At 67.4% G+C, this 20,178-nt stretch carries 17 protein-coding genes and 1 tRNA gene; 11 read left to right on the top strand and 7 right to left on the bottom strand.

Annotation, left to right across the window (positions count from 1 at the left end):
- The first annotated feature begins 3 nt into the window (after window positions 1-3).
- The gene (locus HUJ28_03800; GenBank protein ID MBD3618572.1) at window positions 4-693 is read left to right on the top strand and encodes a hypothetical protein; all 690 of its coding nucleotides are present in this window, start codon (window positions 4-6) and stop codon (window positions 691-693) included.
- Window positions 694-714: 21 nt separating this feature from the next.
- Here the strand turns inward: HUJ28_03800 and fnr are convergent, their stop codons facing one another.
- Window positions 715-1,479, bottom strand: coding sequence for a fumarate/nitrate reduction transcriptional regulator Fnr (fnr, locus tag HUJ28_03795; GenBank protein MBD3618571.1), 765 nt, complete (start codon window positions 1,477-1,479; stop codon window positions 715-717).
- Window positions 1,480-1,636: 157 nt separating this feature from the next.
- Here fnr and hisB point away from each other — a divergent pair, with 157 nt between their 5' ends.
- The 10 genes from hisB (at window position 1,637) to HUJ28_03745 (ending at window position 8,748) form a co-directional block, all read left to right on the top strand.
- Window positions 1,637-2,230: an imidazoleglycerol-phosphate dehydratase HisB gene (gene hisB / locus HUJ28_03790; GenBank protein ID MBD3618570.1), complete on the top strand. Its 594-nt coding sequence runs from the start codon at window positions 1,637-1,639 to the stop codon at window positions 2,228-2,230.
- 74 nt (window positions 2,231-2,304) lie between these two features.
- Window positions 2,305-2,955 carry an imidazole glycerol phosphate synthase subunit HisH gene (gene hisH / locus HUJ28_03785; GenBank protein ID MBD3618569.1) on the top strand — a complete coding sequence of 217 codons (651 nt, stop codon included), beginning with the start codon at window positions 2,305-2,307 and terminating at the stop codon, window positions 2,953-2,955.
- Between the two features lie 27 nt (window positions 2,956-2,982).
- Window positions 2,983-3,729, top strand: coding sequence for a 1-(5-phosphoribosyl)-5-[(5-phosphoribosylamino)methylideneamino]imidazole-4-carboxamide isomerase (gene hisA, locus HUJ28_03780; GenBank protein MBD3618568.1), 747 nt, complete (start codon window positions 2,983-2,985; stop codon window positions 3,727-3,729).
- Window positions 3,730-3,736: 7 nt separating this feature from the next.
- A complete protein-coding gene (gene hisF, locus HUJ28_03775) occupies window positions 3,737-4,504 on the top strand; it encodes an imidazole glycerol phosphate synthase subunit HisF (GenBank protein ID MBD3618567.1) in 768 nt (255 codons plus the stop codon).
- A gap of 214 nt (window positions 4,505-4,718) precedes the next feature.
- Window positions 4,719-5,105 carry a phosphoribosyl-AMP cyclohydrolase gene (gene hisI / locus HUJ28_03770; protein ID MBD3618566.1) on the top strand — a complete coding sequence of 129 codons (387 nt, stop codon included), beginning with the start codon at window positions 4,719-4,721 and terminating at the stop codon, window positions 5,103-5,105.
- Entirely contained in the window at window positions 5,102-5,425 is a 324-nt protein-coding gene (locus tag HUJ28_03765; GenBank protein MBD3618565.1) for a phosphoribosyl-ATP diphosphatase, read from the top strand. The genes hisI and HUJ28_03765 overlap by 4 nt, the downstream gene beginning before the upstream one ends.
- A 59-nt stretch (window positions 5,426-5,484) precedes the next feature.
- Window positions 5,485-5,724 (top strand): twin-arginine translocase TatA/TatE family subunit, encoded by a 240-nt coding sequence (gene tatA, locus HUJ28_03760; protein MBD3618564.1) that lies wholly within the window; start codon window positions 5,485-5,487, stop codon window positions 5,722-5,724.
- Between the two features lie 59 nt (window positions 5,725-5,783).
- The gene (gene tatB, locus HUJ28_03755) at window positions 5,784-6,188 is read left to right on the top strand and encodes a twin-arginine translocase subunit TatB (GenBank protein ID MBD3618563.1); all 405 of its coding nucleotides are present in this window, start codon (window positions 5,784-5,786) and stop codon (window positions 6,186-6,188) included.
- Window positions 6,169-7,107, top strand: coding sequence for a twin-arginine translocase subunit TatC (tatC, locus tag HUJ28_03750; protein ID MBD3618562.1), 939 nt, complete (start codon window positions 6,169-6,171; stop codon window positions 7,105-7,107). The genes tatB and tatC overlap by 20 nt, the downstream gene beginning before the upstream one ends.
- Before the next feature lie 93 nt (window positions 7,108-7,200).
- Window positions 7,201-8,748 (top strand): 2,3-bisphosphoglycerate-independent phosphoglycerate mutase, encoded by a 1,548-nt coding sequence (locus HUJ28_03745; protein ID MBD3618561.1) that lies wholly within the window; start codon window positions 7,201-7,203, stop codon window positions 8,746-8,748.
- Window positions 8,749-8,826: 78 nt separating this feature from the next.
- Here the strand turns inward: HUJ28_03745 and HUJ28_03740 are convergent.
- The 6 genes from HUJ28_03740 to HUJ28_03715 form a co-directional block, all read right to left on the bottom strand.
- Window positions 8,827-8,903: transfer RNA gene (locus tag HUJ28_03740), tRNA-Ile, on the bottom strand.
- A 66-nt stretch (window positions 8,904-8,969) separates the two neighbouring features.
- Window positions 8,970-10,835 carry an RNA polymerase sigma factor RpoD gene (gene rpoD, locus HUJ28_03735; GenBank protein ID MBD3618560.1) on the bottom strand — a complete coding sequence of 622 codons (1,866 nt, stop codon included), beginning with the start codon at window positions 10,833-10,835 and terminating at the stop codon, window positions 8,970-8,972.
- A 127-nt stretch (window positions 10,836-10,962) separates the two neighbouring features.
- Entirely contained in the window at window positions 10,963-12,720 is a 1,758-nt protein-coding gene (locus HUJ28_03730) for a DNA primase (GenBank protein MBD3618559.1), read from the bottom strand.
- Window positions 12,721-12,788: 68 nt separating this feature from the next.
- Entirely contained in the window at window positions 12,789-17,252 is a 4,464-nt protein-coding gene (gltB, locus tag HUJ28_03725) for a glutamate synthase large subunit (protein ID MBD3618558.1), read from the bottom strand.
- A 162-nt stretch (window positions 17,253-17,414) separates the two neighbouring features.
- A complete protein-coding gene (locus HUJ28_03720; GenBank protein MBD3618557.1) occupies window positions 17,415-18,986 on the bottom strand; it encodes an AAA family ATPase in 1,572 nt (523 codons plus the stop codon).
- 7 nt (window positions 18,987-18,993) lie between these two features.
- Window positions 18,994-20,175, bottom strand: coding sequence for a deoxyguanosinetriphosphate triphosphohydrolase (locus HUJ28_03715; protein MBD3618556.1), 1,182 nt, complete (start codon window positions 20,173-20,175; stop codon window positions 18,994-18,996).
- Window positions 20,176-20,178: the final 3 nt, after the last annotated feature.

The following is a 20,178-nucleotide window of genomic DNA, read 5'->3' as shown; positions in this document are numbered from 1 at the left end:
GTCATGGCCGTCGACAAGGGTGCCAGTGCCGAGCGTGTGCGTCGCCGCCGTGCCGTCTATACCGGATTGAAGCCCTTTCTTGGCGAGGCCCAGCTGCAGGATGCCCTGTTGCTGTGGTCGGTCCGCTATGCGGACGGGCCGGTCTACGTCCTGCATGGCTTCGTCTCCGCGGTCTGTGCGCAGACCGGGCTGGAGGCGCGACACGGCGAGGTGTATCGCAGCCTGATGCGGGCGCTGACGGCCGATGAGGCGCAGCTGCTGCCGGACCCGGGCGAACGGGTCGCCCCCGCTGCGTCCGAGCCGTCGTCGCGGGCGACGGAGGTGGCCTCTGCGGCGGCCCGGTCCTCGGCGGGGGCGGTCTTCGTGGTCGTTGCCGGAGGGCTGCTGGACGCCCTGGAGGCCATCGATGCAGAGCGGGCCCTCAAGGTGCGCGTGGACGTGATGGACCGGCTGGGCGAGCTGCATCTGCCGCCACGCGAGGCGCAGGCGGTGAATCGCTGGCTCATGCAGCAGGCCGGCGAACTGGCCGTGGATGCCGCCCCCGCGACCTGGCGGGAGCTGCTGCACCGTCTCTACGTGCGTGCCTGCGAGTTGTTCGGACCGGTGGCCACGGATCGGATGCTGGGCGAGGCGGTGACGCGCGCCGAGCGGTTGCCTGCCGCGCAGGGCTTCCCGCCGCGGAATCTGCTCTAGTGACGGTCCGGGTTCGTCGGCTCAGCCGGTGCGGTTCATCGGTCGCTCGCAGCTGGTGCCGGCGAGCTGGTTGAGGCGGGAGAGGTCGGTGATGTGGATCAGCTTGCGGTCCACGGTCATGATGCCGTCGGCCTGCAGGCGCGAGAACAGGCGCGAGACGGTCTCCACTGCGAGCCCCAGGTAGTTGGCGATGTCGTTGCGGGACATGCTCAGGTTGAACTCGGTGGGGGAGTAGCCGCGCTCCTTGAAGCGGTTGGACAGACCGACCAGGAAGGAGGCGAGGCGTTCGTCGGCGTTCTTCTTGCCGAGCAGGGTCATGAACTGCTCGTCGCTCTTGAGTTCGCGGCTCATGATGCGGAACAGCTGGTGCTGCAGGCCCGGGATGCGCATCGCCAGCGTCTCGAGCTGGTCGAAGGGCATCTCGCAGACACTGGCGGTCTCCAGCGCGCGCGCCGAGCAGGGGTGGGAGTTGTCGTTGATCGCGTCCAGCCCGATCAGCTCGCCCGGCAGGTGGAAGCCGGTGATCTGCTCGCGACCATCGTTGGTCAGGGTGTAGGTCTTCACCGAACCCGAGCGCACGGCGTAGATGGAGGTCAGGCGGTCGCCGGCGCGATACAGGTGTTCGTTGCGCTGCACGGGGCGGCGGGGCTTGAGCATGGACTCCAGGGCGTCCAGGTCGGCGTCGGCCACGCCCATCGGCAGGCACAGGTCGTGCAGGCTGCAGTGCTTGCAGGCCTGCTTGAGGCCGGCGATGCTGACGATATTTCTAGATGCCTTGTCCGACATGCCGCAGTTCCCGCGATCGCGATGTATGAGGGCATTATGGCTAGATTGGCTGATCCTTATCAACAGCCGGGCATCCGGGCCGCTGGTTGCTGATTGCCGTGGCCACATCTGTGGTATCATTTTCGACCCTATTTCAATGCCCGAATCCGCAGGACCCATGGCTGAACGCAACGCGTCCGTTTCCCGCGACACCCTGGAAACGAAGATCACCACCACCGTCAACCTCGACGGCACCGGCAAGGCCTCCTTTGCCACCGGCATCCCGTTCTTCGAGCACATGCTCGACCAGGTGGCTCGCCATGGTCTGATCGATATCGACCTGAAGGCCGAGGGCGACCTGCACATCGACGCGCACCACACGGTGGAGGACGTCGGCATTACGCTGGGCGAGGCCTTCGCCAAGGCGCTGGGCGACAAGAAGGGCATTCGTCGCTACGGCCATGCCTACGTGCCGCTGGACGAGGCGCTGTCGCGCGTGGTGATCGATTTTTCCGGGCGTCCCGGGCTCGATTACCATGTCGACTACCCGCGTGCGCGCATCGGCGATTTCGACGTGGACCTCATCAGCGAGTTCTTCCAGGGCTTCGTCAATCACGCCCGGGCGACGGTGCATATCGACTCGATCCGGGGTCGCAACGCCCACCACATCGCCGAGACCATCTTCAAGGCCTTTGGCCGCGCCCTGCGCATGGCCGTGGAGCCGGATCCGCGCATGCAGGGCATCACGCCCTCGACCAAGGGCATGCTGTAAGCGATGAAATCCACCCGGCGGTGTCCGGCCGGCTAGCGTCACGCCCCGGCACCGTCCTCACGGTCTCTTCGAACATGACGACACTGGCAGTCATCGATTACGGCATGGGCAACCTGCGTTCCGTGGCCAAGGCCTGCGAACACGTGGCCCCGGCCGGCACGCGCGTGCTGGTTACCTCCGATGCGGCCGAGGTGCTGGCCGCCGACCGCGTGGTCTTTCCGGGCCAGGGGGCGGCGCGCGACTGCATGCTGGCCCTGGGGGAACACGGGCTGCGCGAGGCGGTGCGCGAAGCGGCCGCCACCCGGCCCTTCCTCGGCATCTGCATGGGCATGCAGGTGCTGGTGGACTTCTCCGAGGAAAATGCCGGTACCGACTGCCTCGGCCTGTTTCCGGGACGGGTGCGGTACTTCGGCACCGGCCTGCGCGATCCGCACAGCGGCGAGCGCCTGAAGATCCCGCACATGGGCTGGAACCAGGTGCACCAGGAGCGGGCACACCCGCTGTGGGCCGGCATCGCGCAGGACAGCCGTTTCTACTTCGTGCACAGCTATTACCTGGAGCCCGAGGACCGCGACCTGGTCGCCGGCACCACCGAGTACGGCCTGCGTTTTACCTCGGCCATCGCCCGCGCTAACGTATTCGCCATCCAGTGCCATCCCGAGAAAAGCGCCGAGGCCGGCCTGCGTCTGCTGGCCAATTTCGCCGCCTGGGACGGGCGGGCCTAACCAACGTCATCAACAGGGGACGGAACGATGCTGCTGATACCGGCCATCGATCTCAAAGAAGGCAAGTGCGTGCGCCTGCGTCAGGGGCGCATGGAAGACTCCACCGTGTTCTCGGACGACCCGGTGGCCATCGCCACGCAGTGGGTCGACCAGGGGGCGCGCCGTCTGCACCTGGTCGACCTCGACGGGGCCTTTGCCGGCAAGCCCATGAACATGGGCGTGATCGAGGCCATCGCCCGCGCCCACCCGGACATCCCGATCCAGGTCGGCGGCGGCATCCGGGACGAGGACACGGTGCAGGCCTACCTGGACGCCGGGGTGCAGTACACCATCATCGGCACCAAGGCGGTGAGCGCCCCGCACTTCGTCAACGACCTCTGCCTGGAATTCCCCGGCCACATCATCGTCGGGCTGGACGCGAAGGACGGCAAGGTGGCCATCGACGGCTGGTCCAAGCTCTCCCACCACGACGTCATCGACCTGGCGCAGCACTTCGAGAGCGACGGCGTGGCCGCCATCGTCTACACCGACATCTCGCGCGACGGCATGATGCAGGGCGTCAACGTCGAGGCCACACGCCGCCTGGCCGAGGCCATCCACATCCCGGTGATCGCCTCCGGCGGGGTCACCAATATCGATGACATCAAGGCCCTGTGCGAGACCGGCGAAGAGGGCATCCAGGGCGCGATCCTGGGTCGCGCCCTCTACGAGGGCACCCTCGATCTGGCCGAGGCCCAGGCCCTGGCCGACCGTTACGACGCCGCCGGCGGCTGACCTGCGCATGAGCCTGGCCAAGCGCATCATCCCCTGCCTGGACGTCGACAACGGCCGCGTGGTCAAGGGCGTCAACTTCGTCGAGATCCGCGACGCCGGTGACCCGGTGGAGATCGCCCGGCGCTACGATGCCGAGGGGGCGGACGAGCTCACCTTCCTCGATATCACCGCCAGCTCCGACGAGCGCGAGACCATGCTGCACGTCGTGGAGGAGGTGGCCGCCCAGGTCTTCATCCCGCTGACCGTGGGGGGCGGGATCCGCCGCATCGAGGACATCCGTCGCCTGCTCAACGCCGGGGCCGACAAGGTCGCGATCAACACGGCGGCCGTCTTCAACCCCGAGTTCGTGCGCGAGGCGGCCGAGAAGTTCGGCTCGCAGTGCATCGTCGTGGCCATCGACGCCAAGCAGGTGAGCGAGGCCCCGCCGCGCTGGGAGATCTTCACCCACGGCGGGCGCAAGCCCACCGGCATCGATGCCGTCGAATGGGCGAAGAAGATGGCCGACTATGGCGCCGGAGAGATCCTGCTCACCAGCATGGACCGCGACGGCACCCGGCAGGGCTTCGACCTCGCCCTCACCCGGGCCGTGGCCGATGCCGTGCCGGTACCGGTGATCGCCTCCGGCGGGGTGGGCAACCTCGAGCACCTGGCCGAGGGCGTCACCCGGGGCGGTGCCGACGCCGTGCTGGCCGCCAGCATCTTCCACTTCGGCGAATACAGCATCAGCGAGGCCAAGCAGCTCATGGCCGAGCGTGGCGTCGAGGTGCGTCTCTAGCAGGATATTGAAAAAGGGCTTTCCTGCCTTTTTTCAACTCGGCACGTCGCGAAGTGAATTCGCGACGGCCTCCGAACATCAATCACTTGGCGTGATTGATGTTCGCGCAAGCTATCCGTGGCTTGCCTTAGCAGGCCGTTTTTCAACGGCCTGCTAGGCCCAGTGGGCTGTGCTAGACTGACCCGTCCGACCCCTTATCTATCGCGTATCAAGCATGTCCGACAGCTGGCTCGATCAAATCACCTGGACCGCCGACGGCCTGGTGCCGGTCATTGCCCAGGAGGCCGCCACCGGCAAGGTGCTGATGTTCGCCTGGATGAATCGCGAGGCCCTGGCCCGCACCGCCGAGCTGGGCGAGGCCGTGTACTGGTCGCGCTCCCGCGGGCGCCTCTGGCACAAGGGCGAATCCTCCGGTCACGTGCAGAAGGTCCACGAGATCCGCCTGGACTGCGACCGCGATGTCATCCTGCTCGAGGTTGAACAGCTGGGCGGTATCGCCTGTCATACAGGCAGGCACAACTGTTTTTATCACCGCCTCGAGGACGGGCGCTGGGTCGAGGTCGAGCCCGTGCTCAAGGACCCGAAAGAGATCTACGGATGAACGAGACGCAGATCCTCGAGCGCCTGGCCGCGGTGCTCGAAGACCGCAAGCAGGCCGATCCCGACAGCTCCTACGTGGCAAGGCTCTACGCCAAGGGGCTGGACGCCATCCTCAAGAAGGTCGGCGAGGAGGCCACCGAGACGGTCATGGCCGCCAAGGACGGGCAGCCCGACAAGATCGTTTATGAGGTCGCGGATCTGTGGTTTCATACCCTGGTGCTGCTGGCCCAGCAGGGCCTCGGGCCGCGCGAGGTGCTGGCCGAGCTGGACCGGCGCTTCGGCCTCTCCGGCCTGGAGGAAAAGGCGCAGCGCGGGGAATAGACAGGCGCGCCATATCGTCATCCGCGCTGTGTGACGCATTTTCTTAGGAGATTACTGTTATGGGTTTTGGTGGAATCAGTCCCTGGTCGCTGCTGCTCATCCTGGCCATCGTGCTGCTGTTGTTCGGCACCAAGCGCCTGCGCAACATCGGCAGCGATCTCGGTGGGGCGATCAAGAGCTTCAAGAAGTCCGTGAAGGACGGCGAGGACGACACCGCGAAGGCCAAGGTCGAGGACCAGGACAAGCAGGGCCGGGTGATCGACGCCGAGGTCAAGAAAGAAGACAAGGACAAGGCCTGAGGGCCTTCGGTCCGTCGCGCGGCCGCTGAGCCGCGGCGGGACTGATCGGGACGGACGCGATGTTCGACGCCGGGATCACGGAATTCCTGCTCATCATGGTGGTGGCGCTGCTCGTTGTCGGGCCCGAGCGCCTGCCCGGCCTTGCGCGCAAGGCCGGCTACTGGGTGGGCCGTGCCCGCTCCTACGTGCAGAGCATGCGCTCGGACATCGAACGCGAGTTCCAGGCCGACGAATTCAAGCGCATGCTGGGTGAGCAGGAAGAGGAGCTCAACCGCCTCAAGCGCATGATGGACGAGACGCGCGAGCAGGTGAAGCAGGAGGTGGACGACACCGGTTACCTGGTGCGCGCCATCGCCGACGAGTCCCCGGCCAGGGAACCGGCGAACGAGACCGCCCCGCGCATCGAGAAGCCCGCAGATGCCCCCGCCGACGACGCGAGTTCGCATGAGCGAAAGCCGCAATAACCCGGACGCCCAGGAGGAGACGCAGGAGCAGGGGTTTCTCGCCCATCTGTTCGAGCTGCGCGACCGCCTGCTACGCATCGTGCTGGTGCTGGTGGTGGGCCTGCTGGTGTTGCTGCCCTTCTCCCAGGAGATCTTCACCTGGTTCTCCGCCCCGCTGAACGCTCCCATCGTCGATATCGCGCCCAGCCTCGGCGAGGAGGACAAGCTGCCCACCGAGGTGCAGCAGATCAGCACCAAGCCCATGGATCTCATCATGGTGCAGCTCAAGCTGCTGCTGCTGCTGGTCGTGGTGGTGACCCTGCCGTACCTGCTGTACCAGATCTGGGGCTTCGTCGCCCCTGGCCTCTATCGCCACGAGAAGCGGCTGGCCGCGCCCCTGCTGGTGTCCAGCGTACTCCTCTTCTACCTCGGGGTGGCCTTTGCCTACCTCGTGGTGGTGCCGATGGTGATGCGCTTTCTCATCAGCTTCGCCCCCGCGGGCGTGGCGGTGATGCCGGACATCGCCGCCTATTACGACTTCTCGCTGATGCTGTATTTCGCCTTCGGTATCGCCTTCGAGGTGCCGGTGGCCACCGTGCTGCTGGTCGCCAGCGGCATCGCCACGCCCGACGGGCTCGCCGCCAAGCGCCCCTATGTGGTGGTCGGGGCCTTCATCATCGGCATGTTCATGACGCCCCCGGACGTCATCTCCCAGGTGATGCTGGCAGTCCCCATGTGGTTGCTGTTCGAGATCGGCCTGATCGTCTCGCGCGTCTTCCTGAAGAAGCAGGCGGCGGAAGACGCGGCGGACGAGGATGAGTACCGGCCGCTCAGCGACGAGGAGATGGATGCCGAGCTCGATGCCATCGAGCGTGCCGAGGCCGAAGAGGCGCTGCGCGAGCGCCAGATCCGGCCGCCGGAGGACGACGGCAAGCCCTGAATTGCCGGCCCCGTCGCGACTTGATGGGCCGAACTTGCTAGAATTCCCCTTTCCCGCGAGTAATCCACGCTTCCCAGGAGTGCGAAAACGCCCATGGCCGACGAACGCCCAGCGCCCCGACGCCCGACGATCCTCATCATCATGGATGGGGTCGGCGTCAATCCATCCAAGGTGAACAATGCCGTCCACGAGGCGACCACGCCGCGGCTGGACGAGTATTTCTCCCGTTACCCGCATACCTGCATCGAGGCCTCCGGCCGCGCCGTGGGTCTGCCGGTGGGGCAGATGGGCAACTCGGAGGTCGGGCACCTCACCATCGGCTGTGGCTCGGTGGTGCGGCAGGACCTGGTGCGTATCGACGACGCCATCTCCGACGGCAGCTTCGCCGAGAACAGTGCCCTGCTCGCCGCGGTGCAGGCGGCCAAGGCGGCCGAGCGCCCCCTGCACCTGCTCGGGCTGGTCTCCAACGGCGGGGTGCACAGCCACATCAAGCACCTGCTGGCACTGATCAAGATGTGTCGCAAGGCCGGCGTGAAGCCGGTGGTGCACATGATCACCGATGGCCGCGACACGGCACCCAAGTCGGCCACCAGCTTCCTCCCCGAGCTCATGAAGCGGCTGGACAAGGCCGGCGGCTCGATCGCGACCATCTGCGGCCGCTACTGGGCCATGGACCGCGACAACCGCTGGGACCGCACCAAGCTGGCCTGGGACGCCATCGTCAACGGCGAGGGCAAGTCCGTGCCCTCTGCCGAGGCCGGCATCCTGGCCGCCTATGAGGAGGGGCAGACCGACGAGTTCATCAAGCCGCTGATCCTGCCGCATGCCGAGACGGTGCAGCCGGGCGACTCGCTGGTGTTCTTCAACTTCCGCAACGACCGCCCGCGCCAGCTGGCAGAGGCGCTGGCGCTGGAGGCCTTCGACGGCTTCAATCGCGGCGATTACCAGCCGATTACCGTCACCTGTCTCACCGAATACGATCCCAAGCTGCTCTCGCCCATCGGCTTCCCGCCCGAGCGGCCGGCCACCACCCTGGCCGAGGTCGTGAGCCTGGCCGGCTACAAGCAGTTCCACTGCGCCGAGACCGAGAAATATGCCCACGTCACCTTCTTCCTCAACGGGGGGCGCGAGGAGCCGTTCGCCGGCGAGGACCGGGTGATGGTGCCGTCGCCGTCCGTGGATACCTATGACCAGCAGCCGGAGATGAGCGCCGCCCAGGTGGCCGATGAGGTCATCAAGGCCATGGAGGAGCGCAAGTACGCCTTCATCATCGTCAATTTCGCCAACGGCGACATGGTGGGTCATACCGCCGTGCCCGAGGCCGTGGTGCAGGCCGTGGAGGCCCTGGACCGCGAGGTCGGCCGTGTGCTCGACAAGGCGGTGGAATGCGAGTATTCGGTCGTCCTCACCGCCGATCACGGCAACTGCGACGAGTACGTCGATCCGATCACCGGCGAGCCGCATACCCAGCACACCGTCTATCCGGTACCACTGATGGTCATCGACCAGTCGACCTGGCGGTTGGCCACCGGCGGCGGGCTGTCCTGCATCGCCCCCACCGTGCTGCAGCTCATGGGCCTCCCCAAGCCCAAGGCGATGAAGGGCAAGACCATGCTGCTGGAAGAGATCAAGATGGCCTGATCCGCCTGCGTTCATGGCACAAAAAAGGCGCCTGTGGCGCCTTTTTTGTGCCCGTCGGATGGCGGGCCGGGAAGGGAGTGGTGGGCCCGCTCGGACTCGAACCGAGGACCAAGGGATTATGAGTCCCCTGCTCTAACCGACTGAGCTACAGGCCCGAAAGTGGCCAAGCATATAGGCGCAGGGGATCGAAGGCCAGCCTTCGATCCCCTAGCGGACGGGGCTTACTCGAGGTCGAGGAAGCTGCGCAGCAGCTCGGAGCGCGTCGGGTGGCGCAGCTTGCGCAGGGCCTTGGCTTCGATCTGGCGGATGCGTTCGCGGGTGACGTCGAACTGCTTGCCGACCTCTTCCAGCGTGTGGTCGGTATTCATGTCGATACCGAAGCGCATGCGCAGCACCTTGGCCTCGCGCGGCGTGAGGGAGGCGAGTACCTCGCGGGTGGCCTCGGAGAGGCTCTCGGAGGTGGCCGAGTCCACCGGGGACATCACGTTCGCGTCCTCGATGAAATCCCCCAGGTGCGAATCCTCGTCGTCGCCGATGGGCGTCTCCATGGAGATCGGCTCCTTGGCGATCTTGAGCACCTTGCGCACCTTGTCCTCCGGCATCTCCATGCGTTCGGCCAGCTCTTCCGGGGTGGCCTCGCGGCCCATCTCCTGCAGCATCTGGCGGGAGATGCGGTTGAGCTTGTTGATGGTCTCGATCATGTGCACCGGAATGCGGATGGTGCGGGCCTGGTCCGCGATGGAGCGGGTGATGGCCTGGCGGATCCACCAGGTGGCGTAGGTCGAGAACTTGTAGCCGCGACGGTATTCGAACTTGTCCACCGCCTTCATCAGGCCGATGTTGCCCTCCTGGATGAGATCCAGGAACTGCAGGCCGCGGTTGGTGTATTTCTTGGCGATGGAGATCACCAGGCGCAGGTTGGCCTCCACCATCTCCTTCTTGGCACGGCGGGCCTTGGCCTCGCCGATGGACATGCGGCGGTTGATGTCCTTGATCTCGGAGATGCTGAGCTGCGACTCCTGTTCGATCGTGACCAGCTTCTTCTGCGTGCGCAGGATCTCGTCCTTCAGTTCCTTGAGGGCATCGATGTACTTGTGCTTTCCCTTGAGGTGCGAGTCCAGCCACTTCAGGTTGGTCTCGTTCTCGGGGAAGGTGTCGATGAAGGTCTTGCGCGGCATGTGCGCCTGGTTCACGCACAGCTCCATCACGTGGCGCTCGTGGGTGCGGATGCGCTCGATCATGTCGCGCAGCTCGTTGGTGAGCTCGTCGACCAGGCGCGGTACCAGCTTGATCTGCATGAACAGCGAGGCGAGCTCCTCGCGCTGCTTGCGGTACTTGACGTGATGGCCCTTCTGGCCGGCGATCACCGCCTCGTCGTAGAGGGCGCGCAGCTGGGTGAAGCGGGCGCGCGCCTCTTCCGGATCGGGGCCGGTGTCTTCCGGCTCCTCGGAGGAGTCGTCGTCATCGTCGTCGGAGTCGCTGTCCGAGTCGTCATCGCTGCTGTCGGAGCTGGCGGCGGCGCCGTTGTCGTCGTTGGCGGCAGCCGGCTGCGGGATCTCGTCGTCGGCGTTGGGGTCGATGAAGCCGGTGAGCAGGTCGGTGAGCTTCTGTTCGCCCGCGTCGACCTTCTCCCACTCGGCCAGCAGGCGGGCGATGGAGCTCGGGTAGTGGGCGAGCGCGAACAGCACCTGGCTCAGACCGTCCTCGATGCGCTTGGCGATCTTGATCTCGCCCTCGCGTGTGAGGAGTTCCACCGTGCCCATCTCGCGCATGTACATGCGCACCGGGTCGGTGGTGCGACCGAAGTCGCTGTCCACCGAGGCCAGTGCGGCGGCGGCCTCCTCGGCGGCGTCCTCGTCGGCGTTCACCGAGCTGTCGGACAGCAGCAGGCTGTCCGAGTCCGGCGCCTGCTCGTGCACGGTGATGCCCATGTCGTTGATCATGCCAACGATGTCCTCGATCTGCTCCGGATCGACGATGGTGTCCGGGAGGTGATCGTTGACCTCGGCATAGGTCAGGTAGCCCTGTTCCTTGCCCTTGGCGATCAATTCTTTGAGGCGTGACTGCTGCTCTTGTGCCTGGTCCATTCGCGTAGGTGCCTGTGAAATCTGGTGTTGAATGGCAAAAGTGAACCCGACTTTATATCACAAATCGGCGGGTTCTACGAGGGGGCGTGCCCCGGGACGTCCTGTCCGGGAGGCCGGATCCGCCGGTTCAGCGGGTCGCCCGGCGGCTCAGCAGGGCGTTGAGTTCGGCCTTTTCCTCGGGATCCAGCCCCTGGACGCGGGACTTGTGCAGCAGGTGCTCGGTGCGCAGTTCGGCACGTTTCGAGACCAGGCGCGTGATGGCGTCCAGGAACATCCGGCGGAGGGTGTCGTCGTCGCTCGCGGCCGGTTCCCACTCCAGCAATTTTAGTAGATGTGGGTATTCCTGCCGCTCGCGGAAGCGTTCGATCATCGCCGCCGTACTGAGATGGGGGCTGCTGCGGGCGGTTTCAAGCAGCTCCACCAGCAGCTCGCTGCCCGGGATGTCCGGGGTGACCAGCTCCGGCACCGGTTCGAGCGCGGTGGCCAGCGCCGGCTGGATGAGCAGCAGGGCGATGGCCAGGCGTACCGGAGTCATGTGCAGCTGGTGACGCGCGGGGGCGCGCTGGGGGCGGGGCGTGGCCTCGGGCAGGGGCGCCGCGTCCGCGTCGCCGAGGTGGCGCTCCAGGCGTTCCGGACTGAGGTTCAGCAGCCGCGCGAGCTCGGTGAGCAGTTGTTCGCGCAAGAAGCCGGGGGTGAGTTCCCGGATGAGCTTGCGCGCATCGTCGGCCAGGTGGGCGCGCCCCTCGTGGCTCAGCACGTTGTGCCGCTCCCGCAGGCCCTGGATGAGGAAGTCGGACAGGCCCATGGCGCCGTCCACCGCCTTCTCGAAGCCCTCGCGGCCGAGCTGGCGCACCAGGGTGTCCGGGTCCTCGCCCTCGGGCAGGAACAGGCAATAGGCCTCCAGCCCGTCGCGCAGCACCGGCAGGGCATGCTCCAGGGCCCGCCAGGCGGCCTGCCGGCCGGCACGGTCGCCGTCGAAGCAGAACACGACGCTCGGCACCACGCGGTACAGGGTCTCCAGGTGCTCGCCGGTGGTGGCGGTGCCCAGGGTGGCGACGGCGTTGGTGATGCCGTGCTGGGCCAGCGCGATCACGTCCATGTAGCCCTCGACCACGAGGATGCGCTCGAGCCGCGAGGAGGCCTTGCGTGCCTCGTAGAGCCCGTAGAGTTCGCGCCCCTTGTGGAAGATGGGGGTCTCGGGCGAGTTGAGGTACTTGGGTTCGCCCTGGTCGAGGATGCGGCCGCCGAAGGCGATCACCCGGCCGCGCCGGTCGCGGATGGGGAACATCACGCGGTCGCGGAAGCGGTCGTAGTAGCCACCGCTGTCCTTCTGGATCAGCAGGCCGGCCTGGTGCATGGCCGCTGCGGCGCCGCTGCCCAGCTGCTGCAGCAGGCCGTCCCAGCCCGCCGGGGCGTAACCCAGTCCGTAGTCGGCGGCCACCTGGCCGGAGAGCCCCCGGCCCTTGAGGTAGTCCACCGCCCGCGGGCTGTGGCGCAGCTGCTGACGATAGTACTCGGCGGCCTGTTCCATGACGCCGTAGAGGGCCTCGAATTCGCGCTTCGGCCGGGCCGGGGCCTCGCCGCCCTCGCGCGGCACCTCCAGCCCGATGGAGCCGGCCAGCTGCTCGATGGCCTCGACGAAGTCCATGTGCTCGTATTCCATCAGGAAGCCGAGCGCGGTGCCGTGCGCCCCGCAGCCGAAGCAGTGATAGAACTGCTTCTGCGGGCTGACGTAGAAGGAGGGGGTCTTCTCGCTGTGGAAGGGACAGCAGGCGACGTGTTCGCGGCCGCGCTTTTTCAGCGGCACGCGGGCGTCGATCACGTCGACGATGTCGACGCGGGCGAGGAGCTCGTCGATGAAGTGCTGCGGGATGCGGCCGGCCATGGAGGGACAGTGTCAGCCGATCGCCCGCGGGCCGCAAGCGCCTGGCGCCTGCGGCCCGCGATCCACGATCAGGCGGCCTTTTCCAGCGACTGCATCAGCGTCTCGAGTTCGGCGGCCTTGGGCTTGATCAGCCAGAACTTCGGCAGATAGGCGCTGAAGTCGTCGAGGATCTGCTGGCCCCAGGCGCTGCCGGTCTCGGCCACGAACTCGCGGATCAGGCCCTGGAGGTAGTTGCGATGCTCCTCCATGTGCGACGGCACCAGGCGATGCGTGTCGATCAGCTCGTGGTTGTAGCGATCCTGGAAGCTGTTGTCCTCGTCCAGCACGAAGGCGAAGCCACCGGTCATGCCGGCACCGAAGTTCACGCCGGTCTTGCCGAGCACGCAGATCACGCCGCCGGTCATGTACTCGCAGGCGTGGTCGCCCGCGCCCTCGACCACGGCGATGGCCCCGGAGTTGCGCACGCCGAAGCGTTCGCCGGCCAGGCCCGCGGCGAACAGCTTGCCGCCGGTGGCGCCGTAGAGGCAGGTGTTGCCCATGATGGCCGCCTCGTTGGAGCGGAAGCCGCTGCCCTTTGGCGGGGCGATGACCAGCTTGCCGGCCGCCATGCCCTTGCCCACGTAGTCGTTGGCGTCGCCCTCGAGGTAAAGGTGCAGACCGCCGGCATTCCACACGCCGAAGCTCTGCCCGGCGGTGCCCTTCAGGCGCACCACCAGCGGCTTGTCGCTCATGCCGTAGTTGCCGTGACGCAGGGCGATCTCGCCGGAGACACGTGCACCGATGGAGCGATGGGTGTTGCGCACCGCGTAGCTGAACTCGCCGCCGCTTGCCGCCTCGATGGCCGGCAGCATATCGGCCACCATCTGTTCGGCCAGCTCGCCCTTGTCGAAGGGCGCGTTGTGCGGCTCCACGCAGAACTGCGGCTGGTCCGGATCCACGCCGGCATCGGAGAGGATCTGGCTGTAGTCCAGGCGTGCCTGGCGGTCGGTCACGCCCGGCGAGACTTCCAGCAGGTCGGTGCGGCCGATCAGGTCGGTGAGCCGGCGCACGCCGATGCTCGCCATCCAGTGACGGGCCTCCTCGGCGATGAAGCGGAAGTAGTTCATCACCATCTCCACCTTGCCGACGAAGTGGTTCATGCGCAGGACCTTGTCCTGGGTGGCCACGCCGGTGGCGCAGTTGTTCAGGTGGCAGATGCGCAGATACTTGCAGCCCATGGCGACCATGGGGCCGGTGCCGAAGCCGAAGCTCTCGGCGCCGAGGATGGCGGCCTTGATCACGTCCAGGCCGGTCTTCAGGCCGCCGTCGGTCTGCACCCGCACCTTGTCGCGCAGGTTGTTGGCGCGCAGGGTCTGGTGGGTCTCGGTGAGCCCCAGTTCCCACGGGCCGCCGGCGTATTTCACCGAGGTCAGCGGGCTTGCGCCGGTGCCGCCGTCGTAGCCGGAGATGGTGATGAGGTCGGCATAGGCCTTGGCCACGCCGGCGGCGATGGTGCCCACGCCGGCCTCGGCCACCAGCTTCACCGAGACCAGGGCCTTCGGGTTGATCTGCTTCAGGTCGAAGATCAGCTGGGCCAGGTCCTCGATCGAGTAGATGTCATGGTGCGGCGGCGGCGAGATGAGGGCCACGCCGGGCTTGGAGTAGCGCAGCTTCGCGATCATGTCGTTGACCTTGTGCGCCGGCAGCTGGCCGCCCTCGCCGGGCTTGGCGCCCTGGGCGACCTTGATCTGCAGGACCTCGGCATTGACCAGGTAGTGGGGGGTCACGCCAAAGCGCCCGGAGGCGATCTGCTTGATCTTGGACATCTTCTCGGTGCCGTAACGCACCGGGTCCTCGCCGCCCTCGCCGGAGTTGGAGCGCGCGCCCAGGCGGTTCATGGCCTCGGCCAGGGTCTCGTGGGCCTCGGGGGAGAGCGCGCCCAGGGACATGCCCGCCGAGTCGAAGCGCTTGAGGATGGACTCGACCGGCTCCACCTCTTCGAGCGGGATCGGTTTGGCGTCGCTGCGCAGTTTCAGCAGGTCGCGCAGCACCATGGGCGGACGGTTGTTGATCAGGTCGGCATGGGCCTGCCAGTCGCGGTAGTCGCCGGAGACCACGGCCTTGTGCATGGTTTGCACCACGTCCGGGTTGTAGGCGTGGTACTCGCCGCCGTGCACGTACTTGAGCAGGCCGCCCTGGCTGATGGTCTTGCGCAGGTTCCAGGCGCTGCGGGCGAGCTTCTGCTGGTCGGTCTTGAGGTCGGCAAAGTTGATGCCCTGGACGCGGCTTACGGTGCCGGGGAAGCAGCGGTTCACCACCTCCTCGTGCAGGCCGACGATCTCGAACAGCTGCGAACCGCGATAGCTCGCGATGGTCGAGATGCCCATCTTGGACATGATCTTGTACAGCCCCTTGCCGATGCCCTTGCGGTAGGCGTTGGCCAGGGCGGCGCTGTCGCGGTCCTGGATCTCGCCGCGTTCCACCATGCCCTGCAGGCTCTCGTAGGCGAGATAGGGATAGATGGCGGTGGCACCGTAGCCGATCAGGCAGGCGAAGTGGTGCGAGTCGCGCGCGGTGGCGGTTTCGACGATGAGGTTGGCGTCGCAGCGCAGGCCCTCGCGGATCAGGCGGTGATGCACCGCGCCGGTGGCCAGGAGGGCATGCACCGGCAGGCGGCCTTCGGCAATCGCGCGGTCGGACAGCACGATCAGGGTCTTGCCGGCGCGCACGGCGGCCACGGCCTCGTCGCAGATGGCGTCCACGGCCGCGTCCAGCGGTTGGTCGTCGGGCCGGTTGAGGTCGATGGGCGCCGGGGCGTAGCCCTCGCCGAGGTTCAGGATCTGGTTGAAGGCGCGCTCGCTCAACACCGGCGAGTTGATCACCAGGCGGCGGGCGTGTTCCGGCCCCTCGTCGAACAGGTTGCGCTCGGCGCCCAGGCAGGTGCCCAGCGACATGACGATGGACTCGCGGATCGGGTCGATCGGCGGGTTGGTGACCTGGGCGAACTGCTGGCGGAAGCTGTCGTAGGGCGAGCGCACCTGGGCGGACAGCACCGGGAAGGGCGTGTCGTCGCCCATCGAGCCCACGGCCTCCTGGCCGGCCTCGGCGGTGGGGCGCAGGATCTGGTCGCGCTCCTCGAAGTTCACGTTGAACATCTTCTCGTACACGGCCAGGCGTTCCTCGCCCAGGGGCGAGGTGGTGAGCTCGCCGCCCTCCAGCGAGGTCTCGAGGTGGGCCGCATTCTCGTCCAGCCACTTGCGGTAGGGCTGGCGCGACTTGAGCATGTCGTCGATCTGTTCGGGCAGGATCAGCTCGCCAGTCTCGGTATCCACCGCGATCATCTGCCCGGGCTTGAGGCGGCCCTTGCTGACCACGTCCTCCGGGGCGTAGTCGTACACACCGACCTCGGAGGCCAGGGTGATGTGGCGGTCCTTGGTGACCACGTAGCGTGCCGGGCGCAGGCCGTTGCGGTCCAGGGTGCAGGCGGCATGGCGGCCGTCGGTGAGTACCACGCCGGCGGGGCCGTCCCAGGGCTCCATGTGCATGGAGTTGTATTCATAGAAGGCACGCAGGTCGGCGTCCATGTGCTCGATGTTCTGCCAGGCCGGCGGGATCAGCAGGCGCATGGCACGGAAGATGTCCATGCCGCCGGCCAGCAGGACCTCCAGCATGTTGTCCATGCTGGAGGAATCGGAGCCTTCCATGTTCACCAGCGGCAGCAGCTCGGAGAGTTTCGGCAGGTGCGGGGAGGCGAACTTGTAGGCACGCGCCTGGGCCCAGTTGCGGTTGCCGCGCACGGTGTTGATCTCACCGTTGTGGGCCAGGAAGCGGAACGGCTGGGCCAGGCGCCACTGCGGCCAGGTGTTGGTGGAGAAGCGCTGGTGGAACACGCACAGCGAGGACTCCAGGCGCTCGTCCTGGAGGTCCTGGTAGAACACCGGCAGGTTGGCCGGCATCACCAGCCCCTTGAAGGAGAGTACGCGCGCGGACAGGCTGGGGACGTAGAAGACCTCGTCCTGGCCCTTGAGCGCGATCTCCGCGCGTCGGCGGGCGACGAACAGGTGACGTTCCAGCACGGTCTCGTCCATGCCCTCCGGGGCATTGACGAAGACCTGCATGATGGCGGGCAGGGTCTTCAGGGCCTCCTCGCCGCAGGCCTCCGGGTTGGTCGGCACCTCGCGCCAGCCGGCGACGATCAGGCCTTCCTCGCGCAGTTGGGCCTCCAGCACCTCACGGGCACTGGCCGCCTGGGTCGCATCGGTGCTGAGGAACACCATGCCCACGCCATACAGTGCGCCGAGTTCGATGCCGGCCTCGGCGGCGATGCTGCGCAGGAAGCCGTCGGGCTTTTTCAGCAGCAGACCGCAGCCGTCGCCGGTCTTGCCGTCGGCGGCCACCGCGCCTCGATGCGTCAGCCGCTCCAGGGCGTGGATCGCGGTGTCGACCAGCCAGTGACTGGGCTGGTTGTCCATCTGCGCGATCAGTCCGAAACCACAGTTGTCGCGTTCGAATTCCGGGCGATACAGGCCCGCCGGCGCGTGCTTGAGAGTCATTTACGCAGGTCTCCGTTGAATTCGGCCTGGCATTACAGACACGAACGCCCGGCGAAGGGAGGTGGCCGGGCGGTAGCCAAAAGGTCTAGTAGTATAAGGCCGGCGGGGGTTGGCGTTCAATTCGCACGCGCGCAAAAGGGCGTGGCGCCGGGCTGCGGGGCGTCAGCGGGCGGCGAGGATGGCCTCCTGCAGGTCGCCGATACGGCGGATGAAGGGGCGGTTTTTCTGCACGGGCTCGGGGAGGGCGGGGATGGCCCGGCGGGCGGTGTCGGCATCGGGGTAGGTGCCGAGCACCAGGACATGCCAGGTCTGTCCGGCGCGCCGGGTGGGGGCCAGGCCGGCCTCCAGTCCCGGGGCGGCGGTCTCGTAGAAGCGGCGGGCTGCGGCCTCGGTGGAGACGGCGAGTGCCTGGATGGTGTAGTGCTCGGGGTCCTGGCGCAGGAGCCAGAGGGCATCGTGCAGGGTACCGCGGGTCGCCTGCGGGGGCGCGGCCTCCGCGCGGGGGCGGGTGGTGACGGTCGGGGCCGGTGCGGGCCGGGTTTCGGCTTCGGCCCTGGCGGGAGGCGGCTCGGCCGGTTCCGGCAGCACGGGTGGTTCGGAGAAATCGAAGGCCATCCGTGCGGGCGGTGGCTCCGTGACCGGCGGTTCCTCTTCCGGGGGCGTGGTGGATGCGCGGGGCACGGCCTCTTCGGGCGGGCTCGGCAACTCCGATCCGGGGGTGGCCGTGACCGGGGCGGGTGCCGGCGTGCGAGGCGCGGCCGGTGCGGTGGTCTCGGGGGCAGGCAGGGCGAGCCGTTCGCTGCCGGCCTCGATGCGCGGGGTGCTGACCTCCTCCTCGGGGGTGAGCAGACCGGCGATGAGCCCGTAGAGGGCGGCCAGCAGGCCCAGCACGACGAGGGTGATGGCGGCCGGCATCAACAGGCGGCTGGGGAGGGCCGTCGCGCCGTCGTCCCCTGTCCGGGCAGATGACCCTGCGACCGCGGTCTGGAGACGGGCGACGGCCAGCCGGTTGATGTCCCCCGGCAGGCCACCGCTTTGCTGCTGGATCGCCTCGATGTCCTGGGCGCCCAGGGGCATGGGGCCGGTCAGCCCGGCGGCCCGCAGGCGATGCTCGAGGTAGGCGGTGGTCTGTTCGCGGTTGAGGGGGCGTGCGGCGATGGTATAGAGCGTGCCGACGATGCGCAGCCGGCCCTCCAGCAGGGAGAGGGTGGCGTCGATGCCGCGCTCGGCCGCCAGCACCAGGCCGATGGTCTGGCCGAGCCTGTCGTGCATGTGCTGCTTGAGGTTGAGCAGGGTGCCGAGCACCTTGGGCTCGAGGTGGTGGGCGTCGTCCACCACCAGGACGGGGCGCATGCCGTCCTCGCAGAGTGCGGCGAGGAAGCGGTCCAGGGATAGCTGCTTGGGGTCGCCGTGGCGCGGATGCGGTTGCCAGGCCAGGCGCACGGCATGGTCGACGGCGGCCATGCTGGTCTCGGGGCCGGCCTGGATGAGGCAGCAGTGCAGGTCGTCCCCGCGGGCCATCAGCCGCTGCAGCTGGGCGCTCTTGCCGATGCCGTGCTCGCCCTTGATGAGAATGGGTGGGGAGGCGTCGCGCAGATGCTCCAGGCAGACGTTGATCGTCATGTCCAGCGAGGCGTCGCCGAAGGCGAAGGCATCCTGCCACTGGGACAGGAAGGGCTGCTGGTCGAGGCCCAGGCGGTCGAGGCTGTCGGCGGAGAGGATGTGGCTGTCCATGCGGGCCTCAGGAGGTCGTCGCCGGGTCGAAGATGCGACGGTTCTCGGCGATGGCGTAGCGGTCGGTCATGCCGGCGATGTAGTCGGCCACGGCACGGGCCCGGCCCGGCAGTCCCTGCTCGGCCTCGAGGCGCTGCGTGTAGTCCTGGTGCTCGGGTGGAAGCAGGCGCGGGTCCTCCATGAAGGCGGCGAACAGTTCCTGGATGACGCGCTGGGCCTTGGCCGTCATGCGGTGGACGCGGTAATGACGGTAGAGTTCCTTGCGCAGGAAGCGCTTGAGCTCCAGGTTGGCCTCGCGGATCTCGTCGGAGAAGCCGATCAGGGGGGCCGTCTGGGCACGCACCTCGTCGACGCTGGCCGGCGTCGCCGCGGCGATGCGCGACTGGCTGGTCTCCACCAGGTCCACCACCAGGCGGTTGATCATGCGCCGGATGGTCTCGTGGATGCGGCGGCGGTCGACCAGGTCCGGGTAGCGGCGACGCACCTCCTCGTACTGGTCGTTGAACAGGCGGATCTCGCGCAGCGCATCGACGTGGATGAGGCCGGCGCGCAGGCCGTCGTCGACGTCGTGGTTGTTGTAGGCGATCTCGTCGGCCAGGTTGGTGAGCTGGGCCTCCAGCGTGGGCTGTTGCTTGGTGAGGAAGCGCTCGGCCACGGCCCCGAGGCGGCGGGCATCGGGCAGCGAACAGTGCTTGAGGATGCCCTCGCGGGTCTCGAAGCTGAGATTGAGCCCGGGGAAGTCGGCATAGCGCGCCTCGAGCTGGTCGACCACGCGCAGCGACTGCAGGTTATGCTCGAAGCCGCCGAACTCCTTCATACAGGCATTGAGCGCGTCCTGGCCGGCATGGCCGAAGGGGGTGTGGCCAAGGTCGTGGGCCAGCGCGATGGCCTCGGTCAGGTCCTCGTTGAGGCGCAGGGCGCGGGCGATGGAGCGGCCGATCTGGGCGACCTCGATGGAATGCGTGAGCCGGGTGCGGAACAGGTCGCCCTCGTGGTTCACGAAGACCTGGGTCTTGTACTCGAGGCGACGGAAGGCGGCCGAATGGATGATGCGGTCGCGGTCGCGCTGGAATTCGCTGCGGTAGGCGGGCCGTTCCTCCGGGTGCTGGCGCCCGCGCGAGTTGGTGTCGCAGGCGGCATAGGGGGCGGGTCCGTGGGGTTGCGGCGGGGTCTGCGGGCGGCCGGTCATGGC

This window comes from Chromatiales bacterium (genome assembly GCA_014762505.1).
Classification (GTDB): Bacteria; Pseudomonadota; Gammaproteobacteria; order SpSt-1174; family SpSt-1174; genus SpSt-1174.
Note: the sequence above shows the minus strand (reverse complement) of the source record. Positions and strands in the feature narration are given on the sequence as shown.

What these genes read in the sequence shown, in the direction of transcription:
- tatA (MBD3618564.1), top strand. Translation starts at nt 5,485, where the DNA reads ATGGGTTTTGGTGGAATCAGTCCCTGGTCGCTGCTGCTCATCCTGGCC.
- gltB (MBD3618558.1), bottom strand. Translation starts at nt 17,252, where the DNA reads ATGACTCTCAAGCACGCGCCGGCGGGCCTGTATCGCCCGGAATTCGAA.
- hisA (MBD3618568.1), top strand. Translation starts at nt 2,983, where the DNA reads ATGCTGCTGATACCGGCCATCGATCTCAAAGAAGGCAAGTGCGTGCGC.
- hisH (MBD3618569.1), top strand. Translation starts at nt 2,305, where the DNA reads ATGACGACACTGGCAGTCATCGATTACGGCATGGGCAACCTGCGTTCC.
- HUJ28_03765 (MBD3618565.1), top strand. Translation starts at nt 5,102, where the DNA reads ATGAACGAGACGCAGATCCTCGAGCGCCTGGCCGCGGTGCTCGAAGAC.
- HUJ28_03745 (MBD3618561.1), top strand. Translation starts at nt 7,201, where the DNA reads ATGGCCGACGAACGCCCAGCGCCCCGACGCCCGACGATCCTCATCATC.
- HUJ28_03800 (MBD3618572.1), top strand. Translation starts at nt 4, where the DNA reads ATGGCCGTCGACAAGGGTGCCAGTGCCGAGCGTGTGCGTCGCCGCCGT.
- HUJ28_03715 (MBD3618556.1), bottom strand. Translation starts at nt 20,175, where the DNA reads ATGACCGGCCGCCCGCAGACCCCGCCGCAACCCCACGGACCCGCCCCC.
- hisF (MBD3618567.1), top strand. Translation starts at nt 3,737, where the DNA reads ATGAGCCTGGCCAAGCGCATCATCCCCTGCCTGGACGTCGACAACGGC.
- tatC (MBD3618562.1), top strand. Translation starts at nt 6,169, where the DNA reads ATGAGCGAAAGCCGCAATAACCCGGACGCCCAGGAGGAGACGCAGGAG.
- tatB (MBD3618563.1), top strand. Translation starts at nt 5,784, where the DNA reads ATGTTCGACGCCGGGATCACGGAATTCCTGCTCATCATGGTGGTGGCG.
- rpoD (MBD3618560.1), bottom strand. Translation starts at nt 10,835, where the DNA reads ATGGACCAGGCACAAGAGCAGCAGTCACGCCTCAAAGAATTGATCGCC.
- fnr (MBD3618571.1), bottom strand. Translation starts at nt 1,479, where the DNA reads ATGTCGGACAAGGCATCTAGAAATATCGTCAGCATCGCCGGCCTCAAG.
- HUJ28_03730 (MBD3618559.1), bottom strand. Translation starts at nt 12,720, where the DNA reads ATGGCCGGCCGCATCCCGCAGCACTTCATCGACGAGCTCCTCGCCCGC.
- hisI (MBD3618566.1), top strand. Translation starts at nt 4,719, where the DNA reads ATGTCCGACAGCTGGCTCGATCAAATCACCTGGACCGCCGACGGCCTG.
- hisB (MBD3618570.1), top strand. Translation starts at nt 1,637, where the DNA reads ATGGCTGAACGCAACGCGTCCGTTTCCCGCGACACCCTGGAAACGAAG.
- HUJ28_03720 (MBD3618557.1), bottom strand. Translation starts at nt 18,986, where the DNA reads ATGGACAGCCACATCCTCTCCGCCGACAGCCTCGACCGCCTGGGCCTC.